The 21,693-nt window shown below is 41.0% G+C and carries 26 protein-coding genes and 1 pseudogene; 19 read left to right on the top strand and 8 right to left on the bottom strand.

The features are described from left to right. The 14 genes and pseudogenes from KXV15_RS12525 to KXV15_RS12460 all read left to right on the top strand — a co-directional run. Positions 1 to 305 (top strand): annotated as a pseudogene (locus tag KXV15_RS12525) (phenol hydroxylase); the annotation flags it as partial. Between the two features lies 1 nt (position 306). After that, positions 307 to 675, top strand: coding sequence for a 2Fe-2S iron-sulfur cluster-binding protein (locus KXV15_RS12520; RefSeq protein ID WP_240008552.1), 369 nt, complete (start codon positions 307 to 309; stop codon positions 673 to 675). An 11-nt stretch (positions 676 to 686) separates the two neighbouring features. Further along, positions 687 to 1,607, top strand: coding sequence for a catechol 2,3-dioxygenase (locus tag KXV15_RS12515; protein ID WP_240008551.1), 921 nt, complete (start codon positions 687 to 689; stop codon positions 1,605 to 1,607). A 105-nt stretch (positions 1,608 to 1,712) separates the two neighbouring features. After that, positions 1,713 to 2,633, top strand: coding sequence for a catechol 2,3-dioxygenase (locus tag KXV15_RS12510; RefSeq protein WP_240008550.1), 921 nt, complete (start codon positions 1,713 to 1,715; stop codon positions 2,631 to 2,633). An 11-nt stretch (positions 2,634 to 2,644) separates the two neighbouring features. After that, entirely contained in the window at positions 2,645 to 3,064 is a 420-nt protein-coding gene (locus tag KXV15_RS12505; protein ID WP_240008549.1) for a GlcG/HbpS family heme-binding protein, read from the top strand. Positions 3,065 to 3,105: 41 nt separating this feature from the next. Further along, positions 3,106 to 4,614 carry a 2-hydroxymuconic semialdehyde dehydrogenase gene (locus KXV15_RS12500; RefSeq protein WP_240008548.1) on the top strand — a complete coding sequence of 503 codons (1,509 nt, stop codon included), beginning with the start codon at positions 3,106 to 3,108 and terminating at the stop codon, positions 4,612 to 4,614. Between the two features lie 8 nt (positions 4,615 to 4,622). Then, positions 4,623 to 5,411 carry a 2-keto-4-pentenoate hydratase gene (locus tag KXV15_RS12495; protein WP_240008547.1) on the top strand — a complete coding sequence of 263 codons (789 nt, stop codon included), beginning with the start codon at positions 4,623 to 4,625 and terminating at the stop codon, positions 5,409 to 5,411. An 11-nt stretch (positions 5,412 to 5,422) separates the two neighbouring features. After that, the gene (locus KXV15_RS12490; protein WP_240008546.1) at positions 5,423 to 6,367 is read left to right on the top strand and encodes an acetaldehyde dehydrogenase (acetylating); all 945 of its coding nucleotides are present in this window, start codon (positions 5,423 to 5,425) and stop codon (positions 6,365 to 6,367) included. Beyond that, positions 6,367 to 7,401 carry a 4-hydroxy-2-oxovalerate aldolase gene (gene dmpG, locus KXV15_RS12485; RefSeq protein ID WP_240008545.1) on the top strand — a complete coding sequence of 345 codons (1,035 nt, stop codon included), beginning with the start codon at positions 6,367 to 6,369 and terminating at the stop codon, positions 7,399 to 7,401. Before KXV15_RS12490 ends, dmpG begins: the two co-directional genes overlap by 1 nt. Beyond that, a complete protein-coding gene (locus KXV15_RS12480; RefSeq protein WP_240008544.1) occupies positions 7,398 to 8,168 on the top strand; it encodes a 2-keto-4-pentenoate hydratase in 771 nt (256 codons plus the stop codon). The genes dmpG and KXV15_RS12480 overlap by 4 nt, the downstream gene beginning before the upstream one ends. Further along, positions 8,169 to 8,363 (top strand): 2-hydroxymuconate tautomerase, encoded by a 195-nt coding sequence (locus tag KXV15_RS12475; RefSeq protein WP_240008543.1) that lies wholly within the window; start codon positions 8,169 to 8,171, stop codon positions 8,361 to 8,363. 25 nt (positions 8,364 to 8,388) lie between these two features. Next, on the top strand, positions 8,389 to 9,189 hold the full coding sequence (locus KXV15_RS12470) for a transporter (RefSeq protein ID WP_240008542.1): 801 nt from the start codon (positions 8,389 to 8,391) through the stop codon (positions 9,187 to 9,189). Positions 9,190 to 9,268: 79 nt separating this feature from the next. Continuing rightward, a complete protein-coding gene (locus KXV15_RS12465; RefSeq protein WP_240008541.1) occupies positions 9,269 to 10,054 on the top strand; it encodes an aldolase/citrate lyase family protein in 786 nt (261 codons plus the stop codon). After that, positions 10,054 to 10,872, top strand: a complete 819-nt coding sequence (locus KXV15_RS12460; protein WP_240008540.1) for an alpha/beta fold hydrolase — start codon at positions 10,054 to 10,056, stop codon at positions 10,870 to 10,872. The genes KXV15_RS12465 and KXV15_RS12460 overlap by 1 nt, the downstream gene beginning before the upstream one ends. On the opposite strand, the gene KXV15_RS12455 is transcribed toward KXV15_RS12460, so the two are convergent. After that, the gene (locus KXV15_RS12455) at positions 10,869 to 11,585 is read right to left on the bottom strand and encodes a metallophosphoesterase family protein (RefSeq protein WP_240008539.1); all 717 of its coding nucleotides are present in this window, start codon (positions 11,583 to 11,585) and stop codon (positions 10,869 to 10,871) included. The two genes, KXV15_RS12460 and KXV15_RS12455, sit on opposite strands and share 4 nt — an antisense overlap. A gap of 170 nt (positions 11,586 to 11,755) precedes the next feature. Here KXV15_RS12455 and KXV15_RS12450 point away from each other — a divergent pair, with 170 nt between their 5' ends. Together KXV15_RS12450 and KXV15_RS12445 are read left to right on the top strand one after the other, a co-directional pair. Continuing rightward, positions 11,756 to 12,454, top strand: a complete 699-nt coding sequence (locus tag KXV15_RS12450; protein WP_240008538.1) for a response regulator transcription factor — start codon at positions 11,756 to 11,758, stop codon at positions 12,452 to 12,454. Positions 12,455 to 12,546: 92 nt separating this feature from the next. Continuing rightward, a complete protein-coding gene (locus KXV15_RS12445; RefSeq protein WP_240008537.1) occupies positions 12,547 to 12,729 on the top strand; it encodes a DUF1328 family protein in 183 nt (60 codons plus the stop codon). Between the two features lie 56 nt (positions 12,730 to 12,785). On the opposite strand, the gene KXV15_RS12440 is transcribed toward KXV15_RS12445, so the two are convergent. From KXV15_RS12440 to KXV15_RS12410, 7 genes are all read right to left on the bottom strand, one after another. Further along, positions 12,786 to 13,484 (bottom strand): sensor histidine kinase, encoded by a 699-nt coding sequence (locus tag KXV15_RS12440; protein ID WP_240008536.1) that lies wholly within the window; start codon positions 13,482 to 13,484, stop codon positions 12,786 to 12,788. Between the two features lies 1 nt (position 13,485). Beyond that, the gene (locus KXV15_RS12435) at positions 13,486 to 15,042 is read right to left on the bottom strand and encodes an ATP-binding response regulator (RefSeq protein ID WP_240008535.1); all 1,557 of its coding nucleotides are present in this window, start codon (positions 15,040 to 15,042) and stop codon (positions 13,486 to 13,488) included. Between the two features lie 6 nt (positions 15,043 to 15,048). Then, entirely contained in the window at positions 15,049 to 15,495 is a 447-nt protein-coding gene (locus KXV15_RS12430; protein ID WP_240008534.1) for a response regulator, read from the bottom strand. Between the two features lie 17 nt (positions 15,496 to 15,512). Continuing rightward, the gene (locus tag KXV15_RS12425; RefSeq protein WP_240008533.1) at positions 15,513 to 17,372 is read right to left on the bottom strand and encodes an ATP-binding protein; all 1,860 of its coding nucleotides are present in this window, start codon (positions 17,370 to 17,372) and stop codon (positions 15,513 to 15,515) included. A 74-nt stretch (positions 17,373 to 17,446) separates the two neighbouring features. Beyond that, on the bottom strand, positions 17,447 to 17,590 hold the full coding sequence (locus KXV15_RS12420) for an entericidin A/B family lipoprotein (RefSeq protein WP_240008532.1): 144 nt from the start codon (positions 17,588 to 17,590) through the stop codon (positions 17,447 to 17,449). Between the two features lie 8 nt (positions 17,591 to 17,598). Then, positions 17,599 to 18,003: a hypothetical protein gene (locus KXV15_RS12415; RefSeq protein ID WP_240008531.1), complete on the bottom strand. Its 405-nt coding sequence runs from the start codon at positions 18,001 to 18,003 to the stop codon at positions 17,599 to 17,601. A 28-nt stretch (positions 18,004 to 18,031) separates the two neighbouring features. Beyond that, on the bottom strand, positions 18,032 to 18,373 hold the full coding sequence (locus tag KXV15_RS12410; RefSeq protein ID WP_240008530.1) for a hypothetical protein: 342 nt from the start codon (positions 18,371 to 18,373) through the stop codon (positions 18,032 to 18,034). Positions 18,374 to 18,547: 174 nt separating this feature from the next. On the opposite strand from KXV15_RS12410, the gene KXV15_RS12405 reads away from it, so the two are divergent. From KXV15_RS12405 to KXV15_RS12395, 3 genes are all read left to right on the top strand, one after another. Further along, positions 18,548 to 19,735 (top strand): acyl-CoA dehydrogenase, encoded by a 1,188-nt coding sequence (locus KXV15_RS12405; RefSeq protein WP_240008529.1) that lies wholly within the window; start codon positions 18,548 to 18,550, stop codon positions 19,733 to 19,735. A 385-nt stretch (positions 19,736 to 20,120) separates the two neighbouring features. Continuing rightward, a complete protein-coding gene (locus tag KXV15_RS12400) occupies positions 20,121 to 20,693 on the top strand; it encodes a hypothetical protein (protein ID WP_240008528.1) in 573 nt (190 codons plus the stop codon). Next, entirely contained in the window at positions 20,690 to 21,685 is a 996-nt protein-coding gene (locus KXV15_RS12395) for a hypothetical protein (RefSeq protein WP_240008527.1), read from the top strand. Before KXV15_RS12400 ends, KXV15_RS12395 begins: the two co-directional genes overlap by 4 nt. The last annotated feature ends 8 nt before the right edge of the window (positions 21,686 to 21,693 follow it).

The following is a 21,693-nucleotide window of genomic DNA, read 5'->3' as shown; positions in this document are numbered from 1 at the left end:
TTGAAGAATTCAGCGAGCTTGCGTCAAAGCATCCAAATTTTACTTATATCCCTGCGCTTTCAGATGCGGAAGGTGATGAAAGTTGGAATGGTGCAAAGGGCTTTGTCCATGATGCGGCGAAGGCACACTTTAATGATTTGTTTGCGGGACAAACCGCCTACCTTTGTGGTCCGCCACCAATGATAGATGCCTGCATCACCGCATTAATGCGTGGTCGCCTTTTTGAGCGCGACATCTTCACCGAGAAATTCTTAACTCAAAATGATGCCGCGCAATCAAAATCACCATTGTTCAAAAGGATTTAAAATGAGTGAGCAAAGATTCAATATAGATGTTGAAAATATCAATGCTGAATTTTGCGGCTCTTCAACCGGTTATGCCGATGAGCGAGTTCTAGTTTCTTTAGAGCGCGCCCAGGGGTTTGGTAAATTAAAAAACCTTCCAAAACGTCTTCCTGTCGGTTGTCGGCGGGGTGGATGCGGAATATGTCGCGCCCGCATTTTGGAGGGCAATTATAAGCGCGACCCCATGAGCAGGGAGTATGTGACACTAGAGGATGAGAAAGAAGGTCTTGTTCTTTTGTGCGCAATCTATCCGCTTTCAGACTTAAAAGTGCGCCTTGAACCCAAGTGCGTAAAAAACGTGGAAGCGAATAGCCAGTCTTTAGAAATTTAAAGGAGGAAAAAATGGCTTTAACTGGGGTATTAAGACCGGGATTTATTCAGCTTCGAGTGCTGGATATGGCGGCATCTGTTGAATATTATACAAAACGTATTGGCTTTCATGTTGTGACAAAGGGTGAAGATGGTCGCGTATATTTAAAAGCGGCGGATGAATTTGATCATCACTCATTGGTTTTGCGTCAGGCCGATACTGCTGGTCTTGATTTATATGCGTTCAAAGTTCGTAAAGATGAAGACCTTGATAGCTTTAAAAAACGCATCGAAGATTATGGCATTGAAGTTGATGATGTGCGCGCAGGTGAACAGCCTGGTATAGGCCGCCGTATCAGTTTTGTAATCGAATCTGGTCACCGTATTGAGCTTTATGCACAGGCTGAAATGTCTGAGCCAAAACCACTTATCCATAACCCTGATGTTTGGTCGGTTGAGCCGCATGGTATGCGTGCGCGCCGTATGGATCACGCATTGCTTTATGGTCCAAATATCGAAAAAGTTTTGAATTTCTTTGTAAAAGTTCTTGATTTTGAATGTGCTGAACGCGTTGATATGCCAGATGGCCTTTTGGCAATTTGGTTGACCGCGGGCATGAAGGCGCATGACATCGCATTTGTGAACCATCCAGAACCAGGCAAATTCCACCACGTGGCATTTGAACTTGAAGACTGGAAAGACGTTGGCAATGCGGCAGATATTATCACCCGCTACAATATTTCTATTGATATTGGCCCAACCCGTCACGGTATCACACGTGGTCAAACAATTTATTTCTTTGACCCATCTGGCAACCGCTGTGAAGTGTTTGCAGGTGGTTACACTTATTATCCAGATCACCCAACCCGTACTTGGGATGAAAAAGAAATCGGACGCGGAATTTTCTATTATGAGCGCCAGCTTAATGACGCTTTCTTGTCCGTAGTTACATAATTCACTAACCGCGCAGTCAGCAATGACCTGCCCGTTGAGGCTGACCGCGTACTCCCCCAAAATATAAATTTATCAAATAAAATAAGAATATGAGAGGAAAACCAAATGGCAATGACAGGTGTTTTAAGACCCGGATTCATTCAAATTCGCGTGATGGATATGGAAGCTGCAAAAGAACATTACATCAAAAGAATTGGCCTTCATCAAGTGATGGAAGGTGATGACGGTCGCGTATATCTTAAAGCTGCTGATGAATTTGACCATCACTCTATTGTGCTTCGCAAGGCCGATGATGCGGGTTGTGATTTGATGGCATTCAAAGTCTTGGACGAAGAGACTTTGGACGGCTTCAAAAAGCGCATCGAAGATTATGGCATCGAAGTTGACGAAGTTCGTGCCGGCGAACAGCCAGGTATTGGCCGTCGCATCAGCTTTGTAATTACCTCAGGTCATCGCATCGAGCTTTACTCAAATTGCGATCAATCTGATCCAAAACCAGGTATTTTCAATTCTCATATTTGGTCGGTCGAGCCACACGGTATGCGCGCACGCCGTTTTGACCATGCTTTATTCTATGGCCCAGATATTGATGGGGTTTTGGACTTTTTTACCAAAGTTCTTGATTTCAAATTGGCCGAGAAGGTTCAAATGCCGGACGGTTTGCTTGGCATCTGGCTAACTTGTGGCATGAAGGCGCATGATATCGCATTCGTAAAACATCCTGAACCAGGCAAGTTCCATCACGTTTCGTTCGAGCTTGAAAACTGGAATGATGTTGGTCGTGCTGCTGATATCATTACTAATTTCAACATCTCAATTGATATTGGCCCAACCCGTCACGGCATTACTTATGGTCAAACAATTTATTTCTTTGACCCATCTGGCAACCGTAACGAGGTATTTGCCGGCGGCTATACTTATTATCCAGACCTACCAACCCGTGCATGGGATGAGCGCGATGTTGGCAAGGCAATCTTCTATTATGAGCGTCAGTTAAATGAGGCGTTCTTGAGTGTTGTAACCTAAAGGAAATCAATATGGCTTTGTCTTTTGTACGAAATAATATCACGCTTGATACGGCAAATTTACTTGCCACGGCAGCAATCGAACACGCCCGCGAAATCGGTGCTAAAATGGTGGTTGCCGTTGTCGATACCGGCGGGCATTTGGTGGCCCTAAAGCGTGATGACAATGCTTTTGCGGCATCGGTTTCGATTGCAACAGACAAGGCCATAACTGGCGCAACATTTGGTCTTTCAACAGATGATTTATGCAACGCTTTGAAATCAAGCCCTACGGCACTTGATGGGATTTCACGCCGACCAAATACCATAATGTTTGGCGGCGGTTATCCAATAATTTTAAACGGCGAAGTCATTGGAGGTATCGGGGTTTCCGGTGGCTCTGAAGACCAAGACCGTGAATGTGCGCAAAAAGCGCTCGAAAAACTAAACTAAATTTGTGTGAAACCAATATCTGAAATAAACAGGAGAAAAAAATGACTGTCCACCAATCCAAACCCTTTGAAAGCCTAAGCATTGATAAGGCAAGACGGGATGCGGCGCATTTCATCAATGGTGAATTCACACAAGGAACGACGGGCAAGTCATGGACGAATTATTGCCCAATGGATAATAGCGTTATTGGGCAAGTCCCAGAAGGTGGTCGTGCGGAAATTGATGCCGCGGTAAAAGCGGCGCGTGAGGCTTTGGACGGACCATGGGGGCAAATGTCGGTTGTTGAGCGTACAAATTTGCTTGCCGAGGTTGCCGACGAAATTAACCGCCGCTTCAATGATTTTTTAGAAGCCGAATGCCTTGATACAGGCAAGCCAATGTCAATGGCGTCACATATTGATATTCCACGTGGTGCAGCAAATTTCAAGATGTTTACGGATGTTGCCAAAACCGTCGCAACCGAATGTTTTACAACGCCAACACCAGATGGCACCGGTGCTTTAAATTATGGCCTTCGTCGTCCGCGCGGCGTGATTGCGGTCATTAGCCCGTGGAATTTGCCATTATTGCTTATGACTTGGAAAGTTGGCCCTGCATTGGCGCTTGGTAATACTGTCGTGGTTAAACCATCAGAAGAAACCCCATTAACTGCAACACTACTTGGTGAAGTAATGCAAAAAGTTGGTGTTCCAAAGGGTGTTTATAATGTGGTTCATGGCTTTGGCCCGGATTCAGCTGGGGCATTTCTTACCGAACATAAAGGCGTAAACGGCATTACCTTCACAGGTGAAACCCGTACTGGTGAAGCAATTATGCGCGCTGCTGCTGGTGGCATCCGCCCGGTTTCAATGGAGTTGGGTGGAAAAAATCCGGCACTTGTTTTTGCTGATTGTGACATGGAAAAAGCCATCGAAGGCACAATGCGTTCTGTTTTTGCAAATTGTGGTCAAGTTTGCTTGGGTACAGAACGTGTATATGTTGAGCGTCCAATTTTTGATGAATTTGTAAAACGTCTAAAAGCTGGTGCTGAAAACCTTAAACTTGGTCGCCCAGATGACCCTACAACAAATCTTGGACCGTTGATTTCGCAAGAGCACAAACAAAAAGTTCTTTCTTATTACAAAAAGGCGGTTGATGAAGGGGCAAATGTTATAACTGGCGGCGGTGTTCCTGATATGGGTGACATGAATGATGGCGCATGGGTTGAACCAACAATCTGGACTGGTCTTGCTGACGATGCTGCTTGTGTTCAACAAGAAATCTTTGGGCCTTGTTGCCATATCCGCCCATTCGATACCGAAGAAGAGGCAATCAAACTTGCCAATTCAACAGATTATGGCCTTGCCGCAGCGGTTTGGACAGAAAATTCATCACGTGCGCACCGTGTAGCAAGCAAAATGGATGTTGGCATCTGTTGGGTAAATTCATGGTTCTTGCGTGATTTACGCACCGCATTTGGTGGCGCAAAGGCATCGGGCATTGGTCGTGAAGGCGGTGTCCACTCACTCGAATTCTATACTGAAATTACAAATATCTGCCTAAAATTATAGGATATAACATGAGCAAAGAAGAAAATATCAAAAAAGCTGCGGATCTCCTCTATGCAGCATCCACATCAGGACAGGCATGCGATCCTATCCGTACCCTGATTGATGAAGGCGACCTCGATGCCGCCTATAAAATTCAGGAAATTAATACCAAGCGCGGTCTTGATGCCGGTCGTCGTTTGGTCGGTCGTAAAATTGGACTAACCTCCAAAGCGGTGCAGAACCAACTTGGCGTTGGTCAGCCTGATTACGGCATGTTATTCGCCGATATGGCGCGTACTGAGGCTGAAGAAGTCAAGCTCTCCGACATTCTTCAGCCAAAGGTCGAAGCAGAAATTGCATTTGTATTAGGTAAGGATTTAGACAATCCCAATGCCACAATGGCAGAGGTTTTTCAGGCGATTGATTATGCTGTTGCGGCGATTGAAATCGTTGGTTCGCGTGTGAAAAATTGGGATATTAAAATTACCGATACAATTGCCGATAATGCTTCAAGCGGTCTTTATGTTCTAGGTTCAAGCCCTAAGAAACTATCTGATTTTGATCCACGTCTTTGCGGAATGGTGATGGAAAATAAGGGTGAGCCGGTATCGGTTGGTGCGGGTGCTGCATGTCTTGGTTCACCATTGAATGCGACATTGTGGTTGGCGCAAGTGATGGCAAAAGTTGGTTATCCAATGCGGGCAGGTGACACAATTTTATCTGGTGCCTTGGGGCCAATGGTTGCGGTTAAACCGGGTGATGTTTTTGACGTTAAAATTAACGGTTTAGGTCGCGTGTCGGCATTCTTCTCTGAATAAAGGATTGTATCATGAGCAAAAAAATAAAATGTGCGATTATCGGTTCGGGGAATATAGGAACTGACTTGATGATAAAAGTAATGCGCAATTCCCAAAATCTGGAAATGGGCGCAATGGTTGGGATTGACCCAAATTCAGATGGTCTTGCACGTGCAGCACGTCTTGGGGTTCCTATCACACACGAAGGTATTGATGGCCTACGTAAAATGCCAAACTATGATGAAATTGGCGTGGTATTTGATGCAACATCTGCAAAGGCACATATTTACAATAATGACCTTTTGCAAAAAGACGGCAAAAAGGTGATTGACCTTACGCCGGCTGCGGTTGGCCCATTCACAATTCCAGCAATCAATGGTGATGAACATATTGATGCGCCAAATGTGAATATGGTTACTTGCGGTGGTCAGGCAACAATACCGATGGTTTATGCCGTTAAGCGCGTTTCAAAGCGTGTACCATATGCGGAAATTGTGGCATCTATTTCATCGAAATCTGCGGGTCCTGGCACGCGTGCAAATATTGACGAATTTACCGAAACCACGTCATTGGCAATTGAAAAATTGGGCGGTGCAGAGCGTGGTAAAGCGGTAATTATTCTTAACCCTGCTGAACCACCACTTATTATGCGCGATACAATTTTCGTATTGTCACAAGGTGCAAGCCAAGAGGATATTGAAAAATCCGTGCTTGAGATGGTCAAAGACGTGCAGAAATATGTCCCTGGCTATCGCTTGAAACAAAAAGTTCAGTTTGAAGTTATCGGCGACAATAACCCAGTTCGTATTCCAAAAATCGGTTATTCAACAGGTCTTAAAACCACAATCATGTTAGAGGTCGAGGGCGCGGCACACTATCTCCCTGCATATGCCGGCAACCTTGATATTATGACCTCGGCGGCACTTACATCCGCTGATCATTGGGCAGCAAAACAACTTTCAAAAGAGGTGGCGTAATGGCTAGACCTAATCCAAATAAATTATATATCCAAGACGTGACTTTGCGTGATGGGATGCATTCATTGCGCCATCAATTTTCAATCGAAAATGTTAAAGCAATCGCCAAAGCATTGGATGATGCCAAGGTCGATTCAATCGAAATTAGCCATGGTGATGGTATCACGGGATCGACATTTAACTATGGCTTTGGTTCACACGACGATGTGGAATGGATTGCCGCAGTTGCCGAAGTTTGCAGCCATGCCCAGCCAGCAATTTTGCTTTTGCCAGGTATTGCAACCGTACATGACCTAAAAGAAGCACATGCAGCAGGCGCAAAAAGTGTTCGTATTGCAACCCATTGCACCGAGGCAGATGTTTCAAAACAACATATCGAGGCGGCACGAAATATCGGTATGGATACCGTCGGCTTCTTGATGATGAGCCATATGATCGATATTCCAAAACAAATCGAACAAGCGAAATTGATGGAATCTTATGGTGCAGAGTGTGTTTATGTCACTGATTCCGCGGGTGCAATGTTGCCGAAAGATTATTTTGAACGTGTAAAGGCGGTTCGCGAAGCGCTTAAACCTGAAACCGAAATCGGCGTTCATACCCACCACAATTTAACAATGGGTGTTGCCAATGCCGTTGCAGGTATTGAAGCCGGCGCGGTTCGTGTTGATGCTTCATTATCTGGTCTTGGTGCAGGTGCAGGTAATGCCCCACTCGAGGCATTGATTGCTGTCCTTGATAAAATGGGAATTGATACGGGGTGCGATCTTTTCAAACTTATGGATGCTGCCGATGATTTGGTGCGCCCATTACAAGATAGACCAGTAAGGGTTGATCGTGAATCTTTATCTCTTGGTTATGCTGGGGTTTATTCATCATTCCTTCGTCACGCAGAAAATGCGTCAAAAACCTATAATGTTGATACACGCACCATCCTTGCAGAGCTTGGCAAGAGAAAAATGGTTGGCGGTCAAGAAGATATGATTATTGACGTCGCATTGGATATTCTGAAACAACGTGGAGTGGACGCATGAGCCTGATTACTGATTTAGCATTATTTGTTGATAATGCCGCGCGAACTGCGACCGCAATTCCGCAATTAACTGATTCAAACCCTAATATTACTATGGATGATGCCTATGCGATTCAGGCATTGTCAATTGCCCAACGTCGTGCGCGTGGTGAAACTCGTGCCGGATATAAAATGGGTCTTACTTCGCGTGCAAAAATGGTGCAGGTCGGTGTTGATGAGCCGATTTGGGGTAGATTAACCAACCAAATGCGTGAAGTAGAAGGCGCGGTTTTATCAAAGAAAAAATACGTTCACCCGCGCGCAGAGCCAGAGGTCGCGTATCTTTTAAAGCGCCCTCTTGAAGGCAAGGTTTCAGCGCTTGAGGCACTAGATGCCGTTGAGGCGGTTGCACCAGCAATCGAAATTATTGACAGCCGTTATGCAAATTTCAAATTTGCCTTACCAGATGTAATTGCCGATAATTCATCATCATCTGGCTTCTATATTGGCAATTGGCATTCAAAAGCCACCGATGTTTCAAATCTTGGAATATTGTTAGAAGTAAATGGCCGCGCAGTGCAAATTGGCTCTACTGCCGCGATTTTGGGTAACCCTATTCGTTCGCTTGTTATGGCTGCTGACATGGTTTCCCGCTCTGGTGAGCGCCTAGAGGCTGGTGATATTATTCTTGCGGGTGGTGCAACCGCGGCCCACGCCCTTAGTGTCGGTGAGCATATTCGCGCAACATTTGAAAAAATGGGGCAGGTTGAATTTGTAGTGGGGGAATAAATGCCAATTATTAATATTATGCTAGTCGAGGGTAGAACCCAAGATCAAAAGCAAAAACTTGTAAGTGCGATCACTGATGCTGTTCACGAAAGCATTGGCGCACCAAAAGAGGCGGTTCGTATCATTATCAATGAAACTCCCGCCAATCATTTCGCCATTGGTGGCGAATTTAAATTCGCTAAAAAACAAGAATAGCGGATTACTTAGAGGAGGAAAGAGAATGAAAAAGATAAAGATAGCAGCGGTAGCGTTGCTTGCGGCAATGAGCTTTGCAGGAACAGCACAGGCTGGCTCAGAATTATTCCCAGGGATTTCAACCGGTATCCCATTGGGTGCGCCGTTGCCAGAAGGCGTTTGGGGCGTTGGTATCGGTACAACAGGAACCCGTGACTTGGGTGGTGGCGTTGATTTAAAAGTTAATGCAGCTGCGCCTTGGATTATATGGTCAACTCCTTGGAAAGTTGCGGGCGGTACATTGGTTCTCGATACCGTTACCCCTTATGTCAATGCCAGTGTTAATGGCAATGGTGTTGCATCTGGCTGGGCCAATACGTTTCTTGATGCACAAGTAAAATGGAATTTAGGCGATGGCTGGTTTGGCGGTTTCCAAGCTGGTGCATATTTGCCAAGTTCTTCTGATGTTGGTCGTGACTGGTCATCATTCCAAGGGATTGGTGCGATTTCATATCTTGGACAAGGTTATGACCTATCTGCAACTTTGGTTTATGGTACAGGTAAAGACAGTGCAGGTGCACCAGATTGGATGAACCTTGATTTAACTGCGACCAAGGCATTTGGAAAATGGGAATTGGGTGCAGTTGGTTTCATGTCACAAGATTTAAACAATGCGGCAGGCTTTAAACAAAGCCAGACAGCAATTGGTCCATTGGTTGGCTATGATTTTGGTGCCTTTAAGGTTCAAGCAAAATATACCCAAACAGTATCTGAAAAGAACTATGGCGGTGATGACAAGCGCTTCTGGCTTACCGTCATCAAACCTCTTTGGATGCCTAAAAAGTAAAGCAAACATACTTTTAAAGTAATTTACAATGAATATGGCGGGGTTATTTTACCCCGTCAAATTTCAATAGGGCATTATCATGCAAAACAAATTCAAATCCGCAATTCGTTCCAATATTCAATATGGCTTATGGCTGGCGTTGGCCGATCAATATAGTGCGGAAATATCTGCTGGTGCGGGGTTTGACTTTCTCTTGCTTGATGGTGAACATTCGCCAATAGATTTGCGGACTATTTTAGGACAATTACAGGCAATTGCCGCCTATGATATTGCGCCAATTGTGCGCCCACCAAAGGATGATGCGGTCTTAATCAAACAATTGCTTGATATTGGTGTAACAAATCTTTTGATTCCAATGGTTGATACACCTGAACAAGCACGAAATATTGTTGCTGCTACACGTTATCCACCACAAGGTATTCGTGGTGTTGGTGCCGGTATTGCGCGCGCTGCAAGATGGGGAAGTGACCCACAATATTTAATGCAGGCAAATGATAATATCTGCCTCATATTACAAATTGAAACCGTAAAAGGGCTTGAAAACCTTGAAGAAATTGCCGCAACAGAAGGCGTTGATGGTATTTTCTTTGGTGCAGTTGATTTATCAGCATCCATGGGGCTTTTGGGGCAACCAAATCATCCTGACGTAAAAAATGCGATTTTAAACGGCATAAAGTCGGTTAAAAATATTGGTAAATTTGCGGGCTTCCTCTCTGCTGATAATTTTGTTTCAAAAGAATATATTGCGTCAGGGGCAAATTTTGCGGCAATTGGTGTTGATACGCTTTTGCTTTCCAATGCCGCACGCAAGCTTGTTAGCGAATTTAAAAATCCTGATAATGAATTTACCGAAGGGGCATATTAATGGAAAAGTCACCTGAAATTGGTCGTGAAATTATTACCAAGTCCCATAAAAATAATGTCTTGGATTTTGGTGCTGGCGAAAATGTGATTTTTATTCATGGTTCTGGCCCAGGGGTTTCTGCATGGGCGAATTGGCGGCTTGTGATTCCTGAATTAAAAGATAAATATAGAATTATTGCCCCTGATATGGCTGGCTTTGGTTTTACAGAGCGTAAAGCGGGTGAAGTTTATAATCGTGAAAATTGGACTAACCAACTTGTCGAAATAATGGATGAAATGTGTGTCGAAAAAGCACATTTTGTCGGCAACTCATTTGGCGGCGCAATGGCGTTAGCGATGGCAATAGAACATCCAGAGCGCGTTGGTAAAATCGTGCTTATGGGAAGCGTTGGGGTTTCATTTCCAATTTCAAAAGGTCTTGATGATGTCTGGGGTTACGAGCCATCAATAGAAAATATGCGTAAATTGCTTGATATTTTTGCGTATGACCGTGGCTTGGTAAACGATGAATTAGCACGCCTTCGCTATGAGGCATCAATTCGCCCAGGTTTCCAAGAAAGCTTTTCATCAATGTTTCCGGCACCTCGTCAAAGATGGGTTGATGCACTAGCGTTTGATGATGAAAAGATAAAACACATCCCGCACGAAACATTGGTAATACATGGGCGTGATGATTTGGTTATTCCGCTTGAAAACTCAATACGTTTGAATCAATTAATTGATAAATCGCAATTGCATGTTTTTGGGCGTTGCGGGCATTGGACGCAAATTGAGAAAACCAAAGAGTTTTGCGAATTATTACGCGACTTTTTCGGTTAAAAATCAACTTCGTTGATTTTTATTGCTTTGGGCGTAATTTCAAATTCCATAAAACCATTTTTGCATCCACGTGCGCGGTATGATGCTGCCGATGGGGCGGTGATAAACAATGTGTCATGAATTTTTTGTGCCGCAGGTTTATGTAAATGCCCGCTTAGAACGAGATCTATTTTTGCCTGCCTGATTGCGAGAAGTGCAGCCTTTGCACCAAAAACCTTGTATTTGATTGGCGCATCTAAAACCCTATTAATTGGATGATGGGCAACAAGGATAATTTTTGATTTTGCATGCGTTTTACGAATTTGTAGTATCTTATTAATCTGCGATTTCGAAATTGCACCATTTGCCCAATTATTATCCGGCAGTATGACGCGCGCCGTATTAAGCCCGATAATAACCACATCATTATCAATTAAAATTGGCTCTAAATCTTGGTTGATGTGCCGCTTATATAGTTTGTACGGCTGTGTTATGCGCCTGAAAACTTCCCATTGGGGCATGTCATGATTGCCGGGTACAAAGAATTTCTTAATTGGAATTGATGCGAAATATTTTTCGGCGGCAATAAATTCATTTTGGTAGCCATTTTGTGTGATGTCACCGCTAATGATTAATAAATCAGGTGCAGATTTGATAATTTTGTCGCGTAATATCTCTAAAGTATTCTCGTTTGCCGCACCAAAATGTATATCTGATAGATGAATTATTCGCATTAATTACCCTTTGCCAGCGATTATAACATTTAAATTTGGTGTGGCACATAAGTTATATGTTTGTCTTGTAAGAATAAAAATAAAAAATCCATAAAGACGCATCTTTGAGTAGTTGATTAGTTTGACCTAAAGGTTAATAGTTGGTCACTGTTGAATTAATGGGCCGTGAAATGAAAGAAAAACGCAATACTATATTGATTGTCGATGATGAACCACAAATCCGCAAAATGTTGGACTTGTTCCTTACAGAAAGTGGGTTCAAAGTTATTGAGTGCGAAACCGGAAAACAAGCGGTACGTATGACGGCGTCAATAAAACCAGATTTAATTTTACTTGATCTTGGTTTGCCAGACATTGAGGGTAAAGAGGCATTGGAAACCTTCCGCCAATGGACCAATGCACCGGTTATTGTAGTTACTGCACGACCGGAAGAGGAAGAAGCCGTTGAATTGCTTGACGCCGGTGCCGATGACTATGTTACCAAGCCTTTCAATGTTGAGGTTTTGCTCGCGCGTGTGCGCGCGGCGTTGCGTAAAGCAGCCATCAAAGAAGTTGGCGATAGTGAAATTAAAAATGGTCCGATAAAAATTGATTTGGTTCGACATGAAGTTTTCTATGGTGATAATCTTGTTTCGCTAACCCCAAAAGAATATGATTTATTACGATTATTTATTACTAATCGCGGCAAAATGCTTACTCACCGAAATATTTTGAAAGATGTTTGGGGCTCTGCGCATACTGATAACGTTCAGTATTTACGCGTTTATATTGGGCAATTGCGTAACAAACTTGGTGCTTATGGCGATGTATCAGAACTAATAGTATCAGAATCAGGTATTGGCTATCGCATGGAAGTATTGAACGATTAATTTTTATCCATTTTTAATTTTATTACGAGTTTTAAATAATCGTAATTAAATCTAAAAAAAAATATTCTCCTATCAAATATTAGGAGTTTAAGATGCTAAACTGGATTATAACATTTTTCATTCTTGCGATTGTTGCCGGATTTTTCGGGTTTGGTGGTCTTGCTGGTTCGTTCGCCGCAGTTGCCAAATTTCTAACAGCGGTTTTTGTAGTGCTGTTTGTGGTATCACTGGTTTACCGAATGATTACAGGTAAAAGTTCTGGGGCACCGCTCTAACAATTTCATAATGATAAAATCTAAAATAAAAAGCACGGAATTTTCCGTGCTTTTTGTTATTTGAATAGCATTTCAAAAATGGCTCCACCTTTAGGGTGGTTTGATGCCGATATTTCAATATCAAGCAATTTACCAATTTCGCGTGCAATTGAAAGCCCAAGTCCCGTGCCAGTATTTTTTTTATCTGCTTGCTTAATGCGGGAATATTTTTCAAATATTTCGCCGAAACTTTCAAGCGGAATACCAACACCATAATCACGAATTACAAGAATTGATTTTCCATCTTTATTTTCATACCAAATATCAATTTTTACATTTTCGCCATCATTGCCGTCTGCAGAGTGGATTACGGCATTTTCTATAATTATATCAATCATTCGCGCCAAAAGTTTCAAATCAGAATTGATAATTGTATCATTATCAATATTCAAAAGATTGATTGATGCTTTGTGTTTGAGACGCCCAGCAAGCAATAATGCGTCTTCGATGGCTTCTTTTACATATATCTGTTCAATACGTTTAGTAACCAGCCCTAGTTCAAGTTTCGATAATTCAAGTATATTTGAAACATACCGATCTAAGCGGTGGCTTTCTTTTAATGAAGTTTCGATTAAAATATTACGTTTTTCTTCCGATAATTTGGTGTGCATCATGCTAAGCACTTCTAAAGAACCAATAATCGATGCCAAAGGTGTTTTTAAATCGTGCGAAAATGATGAAAACATTCGCCGTGTTAAATCATTATTATCGGACATTTTATTGCTTTCCAAGTTTTATGCGAAGGGTTTCAGGATCAATTGGCTTTGCAATAAAATCATCCATACCGCAAATTAAACAATTATCACGGTCACCAGCAAGACCATGGGCAGTTACCCCGTAAATTAAATTTTTGAAGCCTTTTTGTGCTTCAATAGCGCGAATTTTTTTTGTAGCTTCAAAGCCATCAATGCCGTCCATTTCAATATCCATTAATATGGCATGAAAGGGCTTTGAGCTGTTGGCCACCACATCGATTGCATCTTCGCCGGAATTCACTGCTTGGGTTGAATAGCCAAATTCTGCCAAAAGCATTTCGGCAACCATTACATTGGGAAGATAATCCTCAACAATTAAGACTGTGCCTTTATCATTTGTGTGATTATCTGCATCATCATTTATGGATTCAATATTCGCTTTATTTTTATCTATTTCAAGCGGTAGTGTGAGGGTGAAAATCGTGCCTTTTCCCAGCTTGCTTTCAACATTTAAATCGCCACCCATAAATTGCGCCAATGACCTTGAAATTGTAAGACCAAGCCCAGTGCCGCCATAGCGTCTTGTGATTGAGGCATTGGCTTGGGTGAATTTGTCAAAAATTTTCTCAAGATTTTCAGGTTCTATGCCGCTACCGCTATCTTGGAATTTAAGAGTGATGCCCTCTTCTGATGGCAAGCCGATAATTTTTATAAACCCATTTTCAGTGAATTTTATGGCATTCGAAACCATGTTGTTAACAATCTGCATTATACGAAACTTGTCGCCACAGAATGTTTGGGTTCCCAGTTTATTTTCAAGTATTAAATCAAGGCCCTTGCCACTTATCTGTGCGCCAAAAGAGTTCTCAATATTATCGAAAATTTCCGTAAATTGAAATAGAACCTCTTCAAGCTCGATTTTTTTATCCTCAATTTTAGTTATATCGAGGAGGTCATCAATTAGACGCCGCAATGCCTGTGAATTATTTTCAATAGTTTTTAGAATACGTTGTATTTCAGGGTCATCAAGTTTTTTAATCAAAGCATAGGTAAGACCGCTGATAACATTTAGAGGGGTACGTATTTCGTGGCTAATACTTGCCAAAAAAACTGTTTTTGCTTGATTGGCCGCTTCTGCAGCAATCATAGCTTTTTCAAGTTCGCCGCGCTGTCTTTCATTTTCTTTTTGCAGACGGTATTTAGTAAATGCCGAAGACATGATTTGTGGCAATAGTTCAAGATAAATTTGCGACACGTCCTTTACAGCATAATCGGCCGCACCAATTTGCAATGCCTCAATGGCAAGCCTTTCATCGCCACCAGCGGTGAGAAGGATTACGGGGATTTGGTTGCCATTCTCCAAAAATTCACGGATAAAATCAAGACCATCTTGACCTGGTAAATGATAATCAACCAAGATCAAATCAAACTCATTTTCACAAATTATCGCTTTTGCCGCTTCTGCGCTTTCTGCAATGGTTACTTCAAGATTATTACGGGCAAGTCGCTTTTGTAAAAGGCGGGCGAGGCCCTCATCATCTTCAATATAAAGAATTGATTTTAATGGTGAATTAGGCATTAACTTTTAATCGTGCTTTATGTTTGGTAGTTTAACAATTGCCAATAACAAACCAAGTTTTTGAATTGCTTCTGAGAAATTATCATATTCAACTGGCTTGGTTACATAAGCATTACAACCAAGCTCATAACATTTATCTACTTCGCGCGGGTTGTCCGTGGTGGTGAGAATTACAACCGGAATTTTATCTGTTCTGGTGTCTGATTTTAGCCGTTTTAAGATTTCGTAACCGTCAACCTCAGGCAGGTTCAAATCCAAAAGCACGAGTAATTTATCGGCATCCATATTGCTATCTTCATTAAAGAAGAAATCAAGCGCTTTTTGCCCATTGTCAAAATGCTGGATTTTATTGCAAATCCCTGCGCGTGCTAGATTCTTTTTGATAAGGTGGGCATGCCCCATATCATCTTCAATCATAATAATTTCAAATGCGGTTGCAGTACTGCTTAACATTTTCGCCTCTATATTATTTAAGTCTCAATTGCTTCAGGCGTTGTATCGCTTGAAGAAGTAATGAGTTTCTTTGGAATTGTGAAAATAAAATTTGTGCCTTCACCAACTTTGGAGGTGAAATCAATGTCACCTCCAAGGCGACGGATTGTTGCACGGACATATGCCATGCCAAGGCCTTCACCACGCACTTGGCCAACGTTTCTTGCGCGGCGGAAAAGTTCAAAAATTTTGCCCTTGTCGGCATCGTCAATACCGCGTCCATTGTCTTTTATTGAAAAACGATATTCGGAAGGGCCAGTGGTGCATGATATTTCAATTTTTGATGTAATATCATCGCGACGATATTTAATTGCATTTTCGATTAAATTGCCAAATATCTGGGTAAGTGCAACTTTATCAGAAACTACTATTGGCAAATCATGGACACTTAATTCAATGTTGTTTTCTTTGATTTCAAAACCCAAACTATCAACACAGGTTTCAACAAGTTGCTTTACATCAATTTTTTCTAACTTAATTTCATAGCGACCAATACGCGCCAAATCCAATAATGCCTTGGTAAGGTTATCCATTCTATCAACTGATGAGATAATGAAATTAACGCTCTCACCAATGTCTTTATGGATGATTTCATTGATTTGCTGTTGGTGATTTTTATCAATCTTGTCTGTGATTTTTTCTATCTCTTTATCAAGATCTTTTATCGAGAATTGTAATTCTTTTGAAAAGCCTTTGAGATTAACAAGTGGTGAGCGCAAATCATGAGATGTAACATAGGTAAAGGTTTCAAGTTCGGCATTAAGATGTTCAAGCTCTATTTCACGTTTCTTTTGCTCATCTATATTTACATTAATGCCAACAATTTTTGTAACGCGGTCGCTTGCATCTCTTAATGAGAATGTGCGCGACATATGCCAAACATATTCGCCATTGGCGCGCATAAGTCGTAATTCTGTTTGGTAAGAATTTCTTTCACCGGCAATCATCGCAGTTATTTGTTCGGCAAATTTTGGCATATCGTCAGGGTGAATATGGTGTGAATATTGTTCGGCATCTACACCACTTGCATGAAAATCATATCCCAATGCATTTTGATGGGCTTGTGAAAGAAAGATATTCCTAGTGTCAATATCATATTCAAATACGCCATCATTTACCGCATCAAGAACTGTGCGATATAAGTTTTCACTTTTCTTAATTCGCTCTTCCGCATGCATTAATGCCCGTTCTCGGCGTAAAATAAACATAAAGGCCCCAACGCAAAGGCCAAAGAACATAATGTTCCCAAAAATAATGGCGATTGAATAGTTGCGTGACAGTTTGTTATTTTCAATATAAGTTTTTTCAATCTCGGATAATTTGTTATTTATTCGGTTGCCTATCTGATCACGAAGCATATCCATTGATTGTTTTTGTTGAATTAAATCAGCTGCAGATGGAATGGCATCACGATAATTGTTTTTATTTTTAACCTGTGCATCGAGTAGGCTGGCGTAATTGATTATTGAATCTTCCCAATGTTCAATTTGTTGATATTCGCCAGGAATTTCTTTTGCTTTTTGTTTCGCAAGATCAAGGTCGTTTGTAAGTTTTGCATTTGCCGTTGTATATGGCTCTAGTAATGCTTGTGAGCCTGTAATTTGAAAACCGCGAACCCCAGTTTCCATATTTAATAGGTCAACATAAAGGCGGCGATATGCACGAGTAAGCTCGTATTCTTTTACCAGTTTATCGTCTGCGCTTTTGACCTTGTTAAAGGCGCCAGATAAAAAAAGCGAAAACCCAAAGAAAGACATGAAAAGCACAGTAATCATCAGCAATTGGTAATAAACCCTGCTTTGACTGTTATATTTCACGACTTTTAATGGTTTTCCCATTTTTACCTTATCTAATAAAATTGGTGTAATTGAACTTTTAGGTTCAATTACACCATAAACTTTAATTTATTCGTTTATTTTTTTGGTTTTGCTTCGTCCGCGGCGTGGGTAACTGCATTTCCTACGGCCGTCACATCTTTGCCAACACCTTTCACGGTATTACATGCAGAGCAAAGCATTAGGGCAGGAAAAGCGATAAAGATTACAAGTTTTTTCATTTTAACACCTATTTAGAAGACGCTTGATTGGGCGATAATAACCCGCGAAGGAAACTATGGGCAACATTTTGAATTTGATCGCCAATAGGAACCTGAAAGTTAAAGATATGCGCAATATTGTTTGATGTTTCAAGCCAAATATTTCGCATTAAAAGCACGGCAATCACCATCATTAAGATTACTGGTATAATTATCGCTGATATCGCCACATAAACCGGCGCACCATTGTGGATTAGGGTTAGGTAAATATAACTAAAGCCAAAGCCCATCAATCCAATGAACATCAAGATTGCAAACATCCCGAACAGAATAATTTTAGCAAGGTTACCGACAATATTTTTCAAATATGGCGACGATTGTGACAATCGTCCATTATTTAAAAGCAATTCAATGATTTGTGCTAGTTTAAACATATTCTGTTCCAGAGGTTTATGTTAAAGTTTAATTTGGTTTGCGGGTTAATAATGCGCCAATTACTACGCCAACACCTAGAGCAATCAATGAAGATTCAACGGGTTTGGCTTTAATTTGGCTTTCAACTTTTTTTGCATTATCTTTTGCTTGAACAGATGCATTGTCGAACCATGCACGCATTTGTTCGCCCAGTTTATTTGCGCCATCAGCAAGATCAGTCACGACATTATTATCATCAGTAACTTTTTCTTCTGCGTCATCGATAGCTTTTTTGACTTTGCTTCTAAGTCTTTTTGCGCCTTTTTCAATGTCGTGTTTTGCTAAGGCGGCTGTGCCTTTTGCGGCAAGTTCGGTTGCGGTTGAGAACATCACATAACTCCTTATTTTTGTTATATTCAAAACTTAGAGTGTCTGAACTAAGTATAAAATACCGCGCGCATGGCAAAAAATAAAAAAGTCGTAAAGATACTGTCTTTAAATAGGGGCGGGTGGGTTGTTATAACAAAAAAACTTGTTTATTTTACATCTTTTGGGCGGAGCAAAATGGCTGATAAGAATAAATTTAACTGGGAAGACCCATTTCTATTTGAACAACAATTAACTGATGAAGAAAAAATGATACGCGACAGTGCGAATGCATATTGCCAATCGGCTTTGCAACCGCGTGTTCGTGATGCTTTTCGTAAAGAATATACCGATCCGGCAATTTTTACTGAAATGGGTGAGCTAGGCTTGCTTGGCGTAACTGTTCCCGAAGAATACGGCGGTGTTGGCGCTTCTTATGTTTCTTATGGCTTGGTTGCACGTGAAGTAGAGCGTGTGGATTCTGGCTATCGCTCTATGATGTCGGTGCAATCTTCATTGGTTATGTATCCGATTTATGCTTATGGCTCTGAAGAGCAGCGTAAGAAATATCTGCCAAAACTTGCAACTGGTGAATATATCGGATGCTTTGGTTTAACTGAACCAGATGCAGGTTCTGACCCAGGTGGTATGAAAACCAAGGCGACCAAGGTTGATGGCGGTTACGTGATTAATGGCGCTAAAATGTGGATTTCAAATTCACCTATCGCCGATGTTTTTGTGGTTTGGGCAAAATCTGATGCCCATGATGGCAAAATTCGTGGTTTTATCCTTGAAAAAGGTATGAAGGGTTTAAGCGCACCAAAAATTGAAGGTAAATTATCACTTCGTGCATCTATTACCGGTGAAATCGTAATGGATAATGTTGAAGTACCTGAAGATGCGCTTTTGCCAAATGCAGAAGGTCTATCAGGGCCATTTGGCTGCCTTAACCGTGCGCGTTATGGCATTGCATGGGGTGTAATGGGTGCTGCTGAAGCTTGTTGGCACGCGGCGCGTCAATACGGCCTAGATCGCAAGCAATTTAATCGCCCATTGGCAAATAACCAGCTTTATCAAGCAAAACTAACTGAGATGATGACTGAAATTACCTTGGGTCTTCAGGCATGTTTGCGTGTTGGTCGTTTATTTGATGAACATAATATGGCGCCAGAAATGATTTCACTTATCAAGCGCAACAATTGTGGAAAGGCGTTAAATATCGCCCGCATGGCACGTGATATGCATGGCGGAAACGGCATCTCTGATGAATTCCCAGTTATGCGTCACATGGTAAACCTTGAAACCGTAAACACTTACGAAGGTGCTTATGATGTTCACACCCTTATTTTGGGACGTGCACAAACAGGCTTACAGGCATTTTTCTGATAATTTTCAAAGTATAAACAATTGTTGCTTTTAAAAAGCCCTGCAAATAAGCAGGGCTTTTTGTTTTAAATTCACAACAAATTACAATCTTTGATGTTTTATTTATGCAAATTAAACACATACGGCATAGGGTTTAGCTGTTTGTGGTATTTTGATGCGGCGTAAATATTTTATCTTATTGTTTTTACTAGGTGCTGCTTCGGCATTTTTGCTAAGTCAGCCGATAATTTATATCGCCTTATATTATGTTCTAATCGGAATATTTGTAAACCCGTTATTAATAGCAATTCCGTTTCTTTTTTCTATACTCTTGGGCGGCGTGTTGGCGTCATACATACTGCCTGACAGATTCAGTGAAGATGAAAAAGTGTTCGCTGGGGCTTTAATGACTTTTGGGCTATTAGTTACTTTGTCGCTGGTTTTGAATATAAAAATTGATTGGGATGCGAAAATTTCAACCAAAAGCGACATGAACCTAATTGAAAAAGGTGTAAAAATTAAAAACATTGCCGTTGTTAGTTACAATAGCCGAATTAGTAAAAAGGATGAAAGTTGTGACGGAAATTGTATTCGCGCTTTATTAAATCATCAGGTTGAAAAATATATTATCGCGCCAAGTCTTGAAGATGCAAATGCGGATGCCATAGGTTATTATTTTGAAAAACGTCAAAACTGCCCAGCAATTAATTATAGCATAGACTATGATGATAGGTATGCTGGCACATATGCATTGGCACAGGCTGCGGCGGGGAACTGCATAATTTCATATGAAACAAATTTGCGAGAAGCTGATTTCGTAATTGAAAAACTTGATAGCAGTACCATAGATCGAAAAGAAATAAGGCGTGTCTCGGCATTTACGCAAAGTGCTGGCAAATTAGAAAAAATTTATCAACAAAGCTTTCTTATTCAAGATATGGTCCTGTCTTTGGCTTTGTTCCAGATATTAGCGGTATGACAAGTGCGTCAACCGAACTATGGAAAATTCGTACAAAAATAGGCTCAATTGCGCAGGATGATTTAAGGGTTGAATTCAAAGATCTATTGGCGAAAAAACTTGGGCTTAATCTTGAATTAGATACTGCTGATATAGACGATTTACTTGATGCAAGTATAAAAAAGGTAATTGAAGGTAAGGTCGAAAACGCACTCGCGCAGCAATTAATTAATGATTATTTTTCGACATCTTTTCGCAAAGACAAGCTAAAAAATGCGGAGTTTCAGAATTTGCGCGTGAAATTATTAATAAAATCTCTATCTGATATGAATTACCTTATTCCTCTAGATGCATATACGATTATGAAGGGAAAAAAGGATCTAAGTTCGGAAACTTTACAGGCTATCGGAGATGCAATTTTCACAAGATTAGAAAACTATTATGACCGTGATTTTCGTATTAATAAAATGAGCGATGATGAACGTAAGCAATTTGATGCACTCGATAGTATAATTCATAATCTTCCGCCCAATGTTATTAAAAACCATGTTGCCGATTATAAGAAGATTATAAAAAATCGGGAATTACGCAAAAGCTTGGATTATTCTATGCAAAACATTGGTGATTTCGGCGATGACGGAAAAGAAATGATTTTCTATATTCTTGAGGATATTGCAATATTTGCCGAGGATCCGAAAAATAAGTATTTAGTTGATTCTCATAATTCGGTTTTGGAGAATGTTGGCTATGCCTTTTGCAAATTGGCAAAATTAGGTGATTTTGAGACAAGAACGAAATTTGAAAAATTTGCCGATTATCATTTATCAATGCAGGATAGCGTTGGTGTAGGTTTGTTGCGAAACGACAAATATAAAATCGGGATGGTAAAACTTGGAATGAATGAAGGGGATTTTAAGACACTTTTCAGAATCAAGGATGAACCTGGTAAAAATAAAAGGTTTTCTGATTTTAATGAAACTTATGAACAAGCTCAAAAAAACAATTGTGATTAAATCAAATT

The sequence above is a fragment of the Pseudaquidulcibacter saccharophilus genome (assembly GCF_019455445.1).
GTDB classification, from domain to species: Bacteria; Pseudomonadota; Alphaproteobacteria; order Caulobacterales; family Aquidulcibacteraceae; genus Pseudaquidulcibacter; species Pseudaquidulcibacter saccharophilus.
The sequence above is the reverse complement of the archived record's forward strand: the minus strand, read 5'-3'. Positions and strand labels throughout refer to the sequence as shown.

Bases quoted from the DNA above. Each gene is read 5' to 3' on its own strand.
- KXV15_RS12520 (WP_240008552.1), top strand. From the start codon at position 307: ATGAGTGAGCAAAGATTCAATATAGATGTTGAAAATATCAATGCTGAA.
- KXV15_RS12515 (WP_240008551.1), top strand. From the start codon at position 687: ATGGCTTTAACTGGGGTATTAAGACCGGGATTTATTCAGCTTCGAGTG.
- KXV15_RS12510 (WP_240008550.1), top strand. From the start codon at position 1,713: ATGGCAATGACAGGTGTTTTAAGACCCGGATTCATTCAAATTCGCGTG.
- KXV15_RS12505 (WP_240008549.1), top strand. From the start codon at position 2,645: ATGGCTTTGTCTTTTGTACGAAATAATATCACGCTTGATACGGCAAAT.
- KXV15_RS12500 (WP_240008548.1), top strand. From the start codon at position 3,106: ATGACTGTCCACCAATCCAAACCCTTTGAAAGCCTAAGCATTGATAAG.
- KXV15_RS12495 (WP_240008547.1), top strand. From the start codon at position 4,623: ATGAGCAAAGAAGAAAATATCAAAAAAGCTGCGGATCTCCTCTATGCA.
- KXV15_RS12490 (WP_240008546.1), top strand. From the start codon at position 5,423: ATGAGCAAAAAAATAAAATGTGCGATTATCGGTTCGGGGAATATAGGA.
- dmpG (WP_240008545.1), top strand. From the start codon at position 6,367: ATGGCTAGACCTAATCCAAATAAATTATATATCCAAGACGTGACTTTG.
- KXV15_RS12480 (WP_240008544.1), top strand. From the start codon at position 7,398: ATGAGCCTGATTACTGATTTAGCATTATTTGTTGATAATGCCGCGCGA.
- KXV15_RS12475 (WP_240008543.1), top strand. From the start codon at position 8,169: ATGCCAATTATTAATATTATGCTAGTCGAGGGTAGAACCCAAGATCAA.
- KXV15_RS12470 (WP_240008542.1), top strand. From the start codon at position 8,389: ATGAAAAAGATAAAGATAGCAGCGGTAGCGTTGCTTGCGGCAATGAGC.
- KXV15_RS12465 (WP_240008541.1), top strand. From the start codon at position 9,269: ATGCAAAACAAATTCAAATCCGCAATTCGTTCCAATATTCAATATGGC.
- KXV15_RS12460 (WP_240008540.1), top strand. From the start codon at position 10,054: ATGGAAAAGTCACCTGAAATTGGTCGTGAAATTATTACCAAGTCCCAT.
- KXV15_RS12455 (WP_240008539.1), bottom strand. From the start codon at position 11,585: ATGCGAATAATTCATCTATCAGATATACATTTTGGTGCGGCAAACGAG.
- KXV15_RS12450 (WP_240008538.1), top strand. From the start codon at position 11,756: ATGAAAGAAAAACGCAATACTATATTGATTGTCGATGATGAACCACAA.
- KXV15_RS12445 (WP_240008537.1), top strand. From the start codon at position 12,547: ATGCTAAACTGGATTATAACATTTTTCATTCTTGCGATTGTTGCCGGA.
- KXV15_RS12440 (WP_240008536.1), bottom strand. From the start codon at position 13,484: ATGTCCGATAATAATGATTTAACACGGCGAATGTTTTCATCATTTTCG.
- KXV15_RS12435 (WP_240008535.1), bottom strand. From the start codon at position 15,042: ATGCCTAATTCACCATTAAAATCAATTCTTTATATTGAAGATGATGAG.
- KXV15_RS12430 (WP_240008534.1), bottom strand. From the start codon at position 15,495: ATGTTAAGCAGTACTGCAACCGCATTTGAAATTATTATGATTGAAGAT.
- KXV15_RS12425 (WP_240008533.1), bottom strand. From the start codon at position 17,372: ATGGGAAAACCATTAAAAGTCGTGAAATATAACAGTCAAAGCAGGGTT.
- KXV15_RS12420 (WP_240008532.1), bottom strand. From the start codon at position 17,590: ATGAAAAAACTTGTAATCTTTATCGCTTTTCCTGCCCTAATGCTTTGC.
- KXV15_RS12415 (WP_240008531.1), bottom strand. From the start codon at position 18,003: ATGTTTAAACTAGCACAAATCATTGAATTGCTTTTAAATAATGGACGA.
- KXV15_RS12410 (WP_240008530.1), bottom strand. From the start codon at position 18,373: ATGTTCTCAACCGCAACCGAACTTGCCGCAAAAGGCACAGCCGCCTTA.
- KXV15_RS12405 (WP_240008529.1), top strand. From the start codon at position 18,548: ATGGCTGATAAGAATAAATTTAACTGGGAAGACCCATTTCTATTTGAA.
- KXV15_RS12400 (WP_240008528.1), top strand. From the start codon at position 20,121: ATGACTTTTGGGCTATTAGTTACTTTGTCGCTGGTTTTGAATATAAAA.
- KXV15_RS12395 (WP_240008527.1), top strand. From the start codon at position 20,690: ATGACAAGTGCGTCAACCGAACTATGGAAAATTCGTACAAAAATAGGC.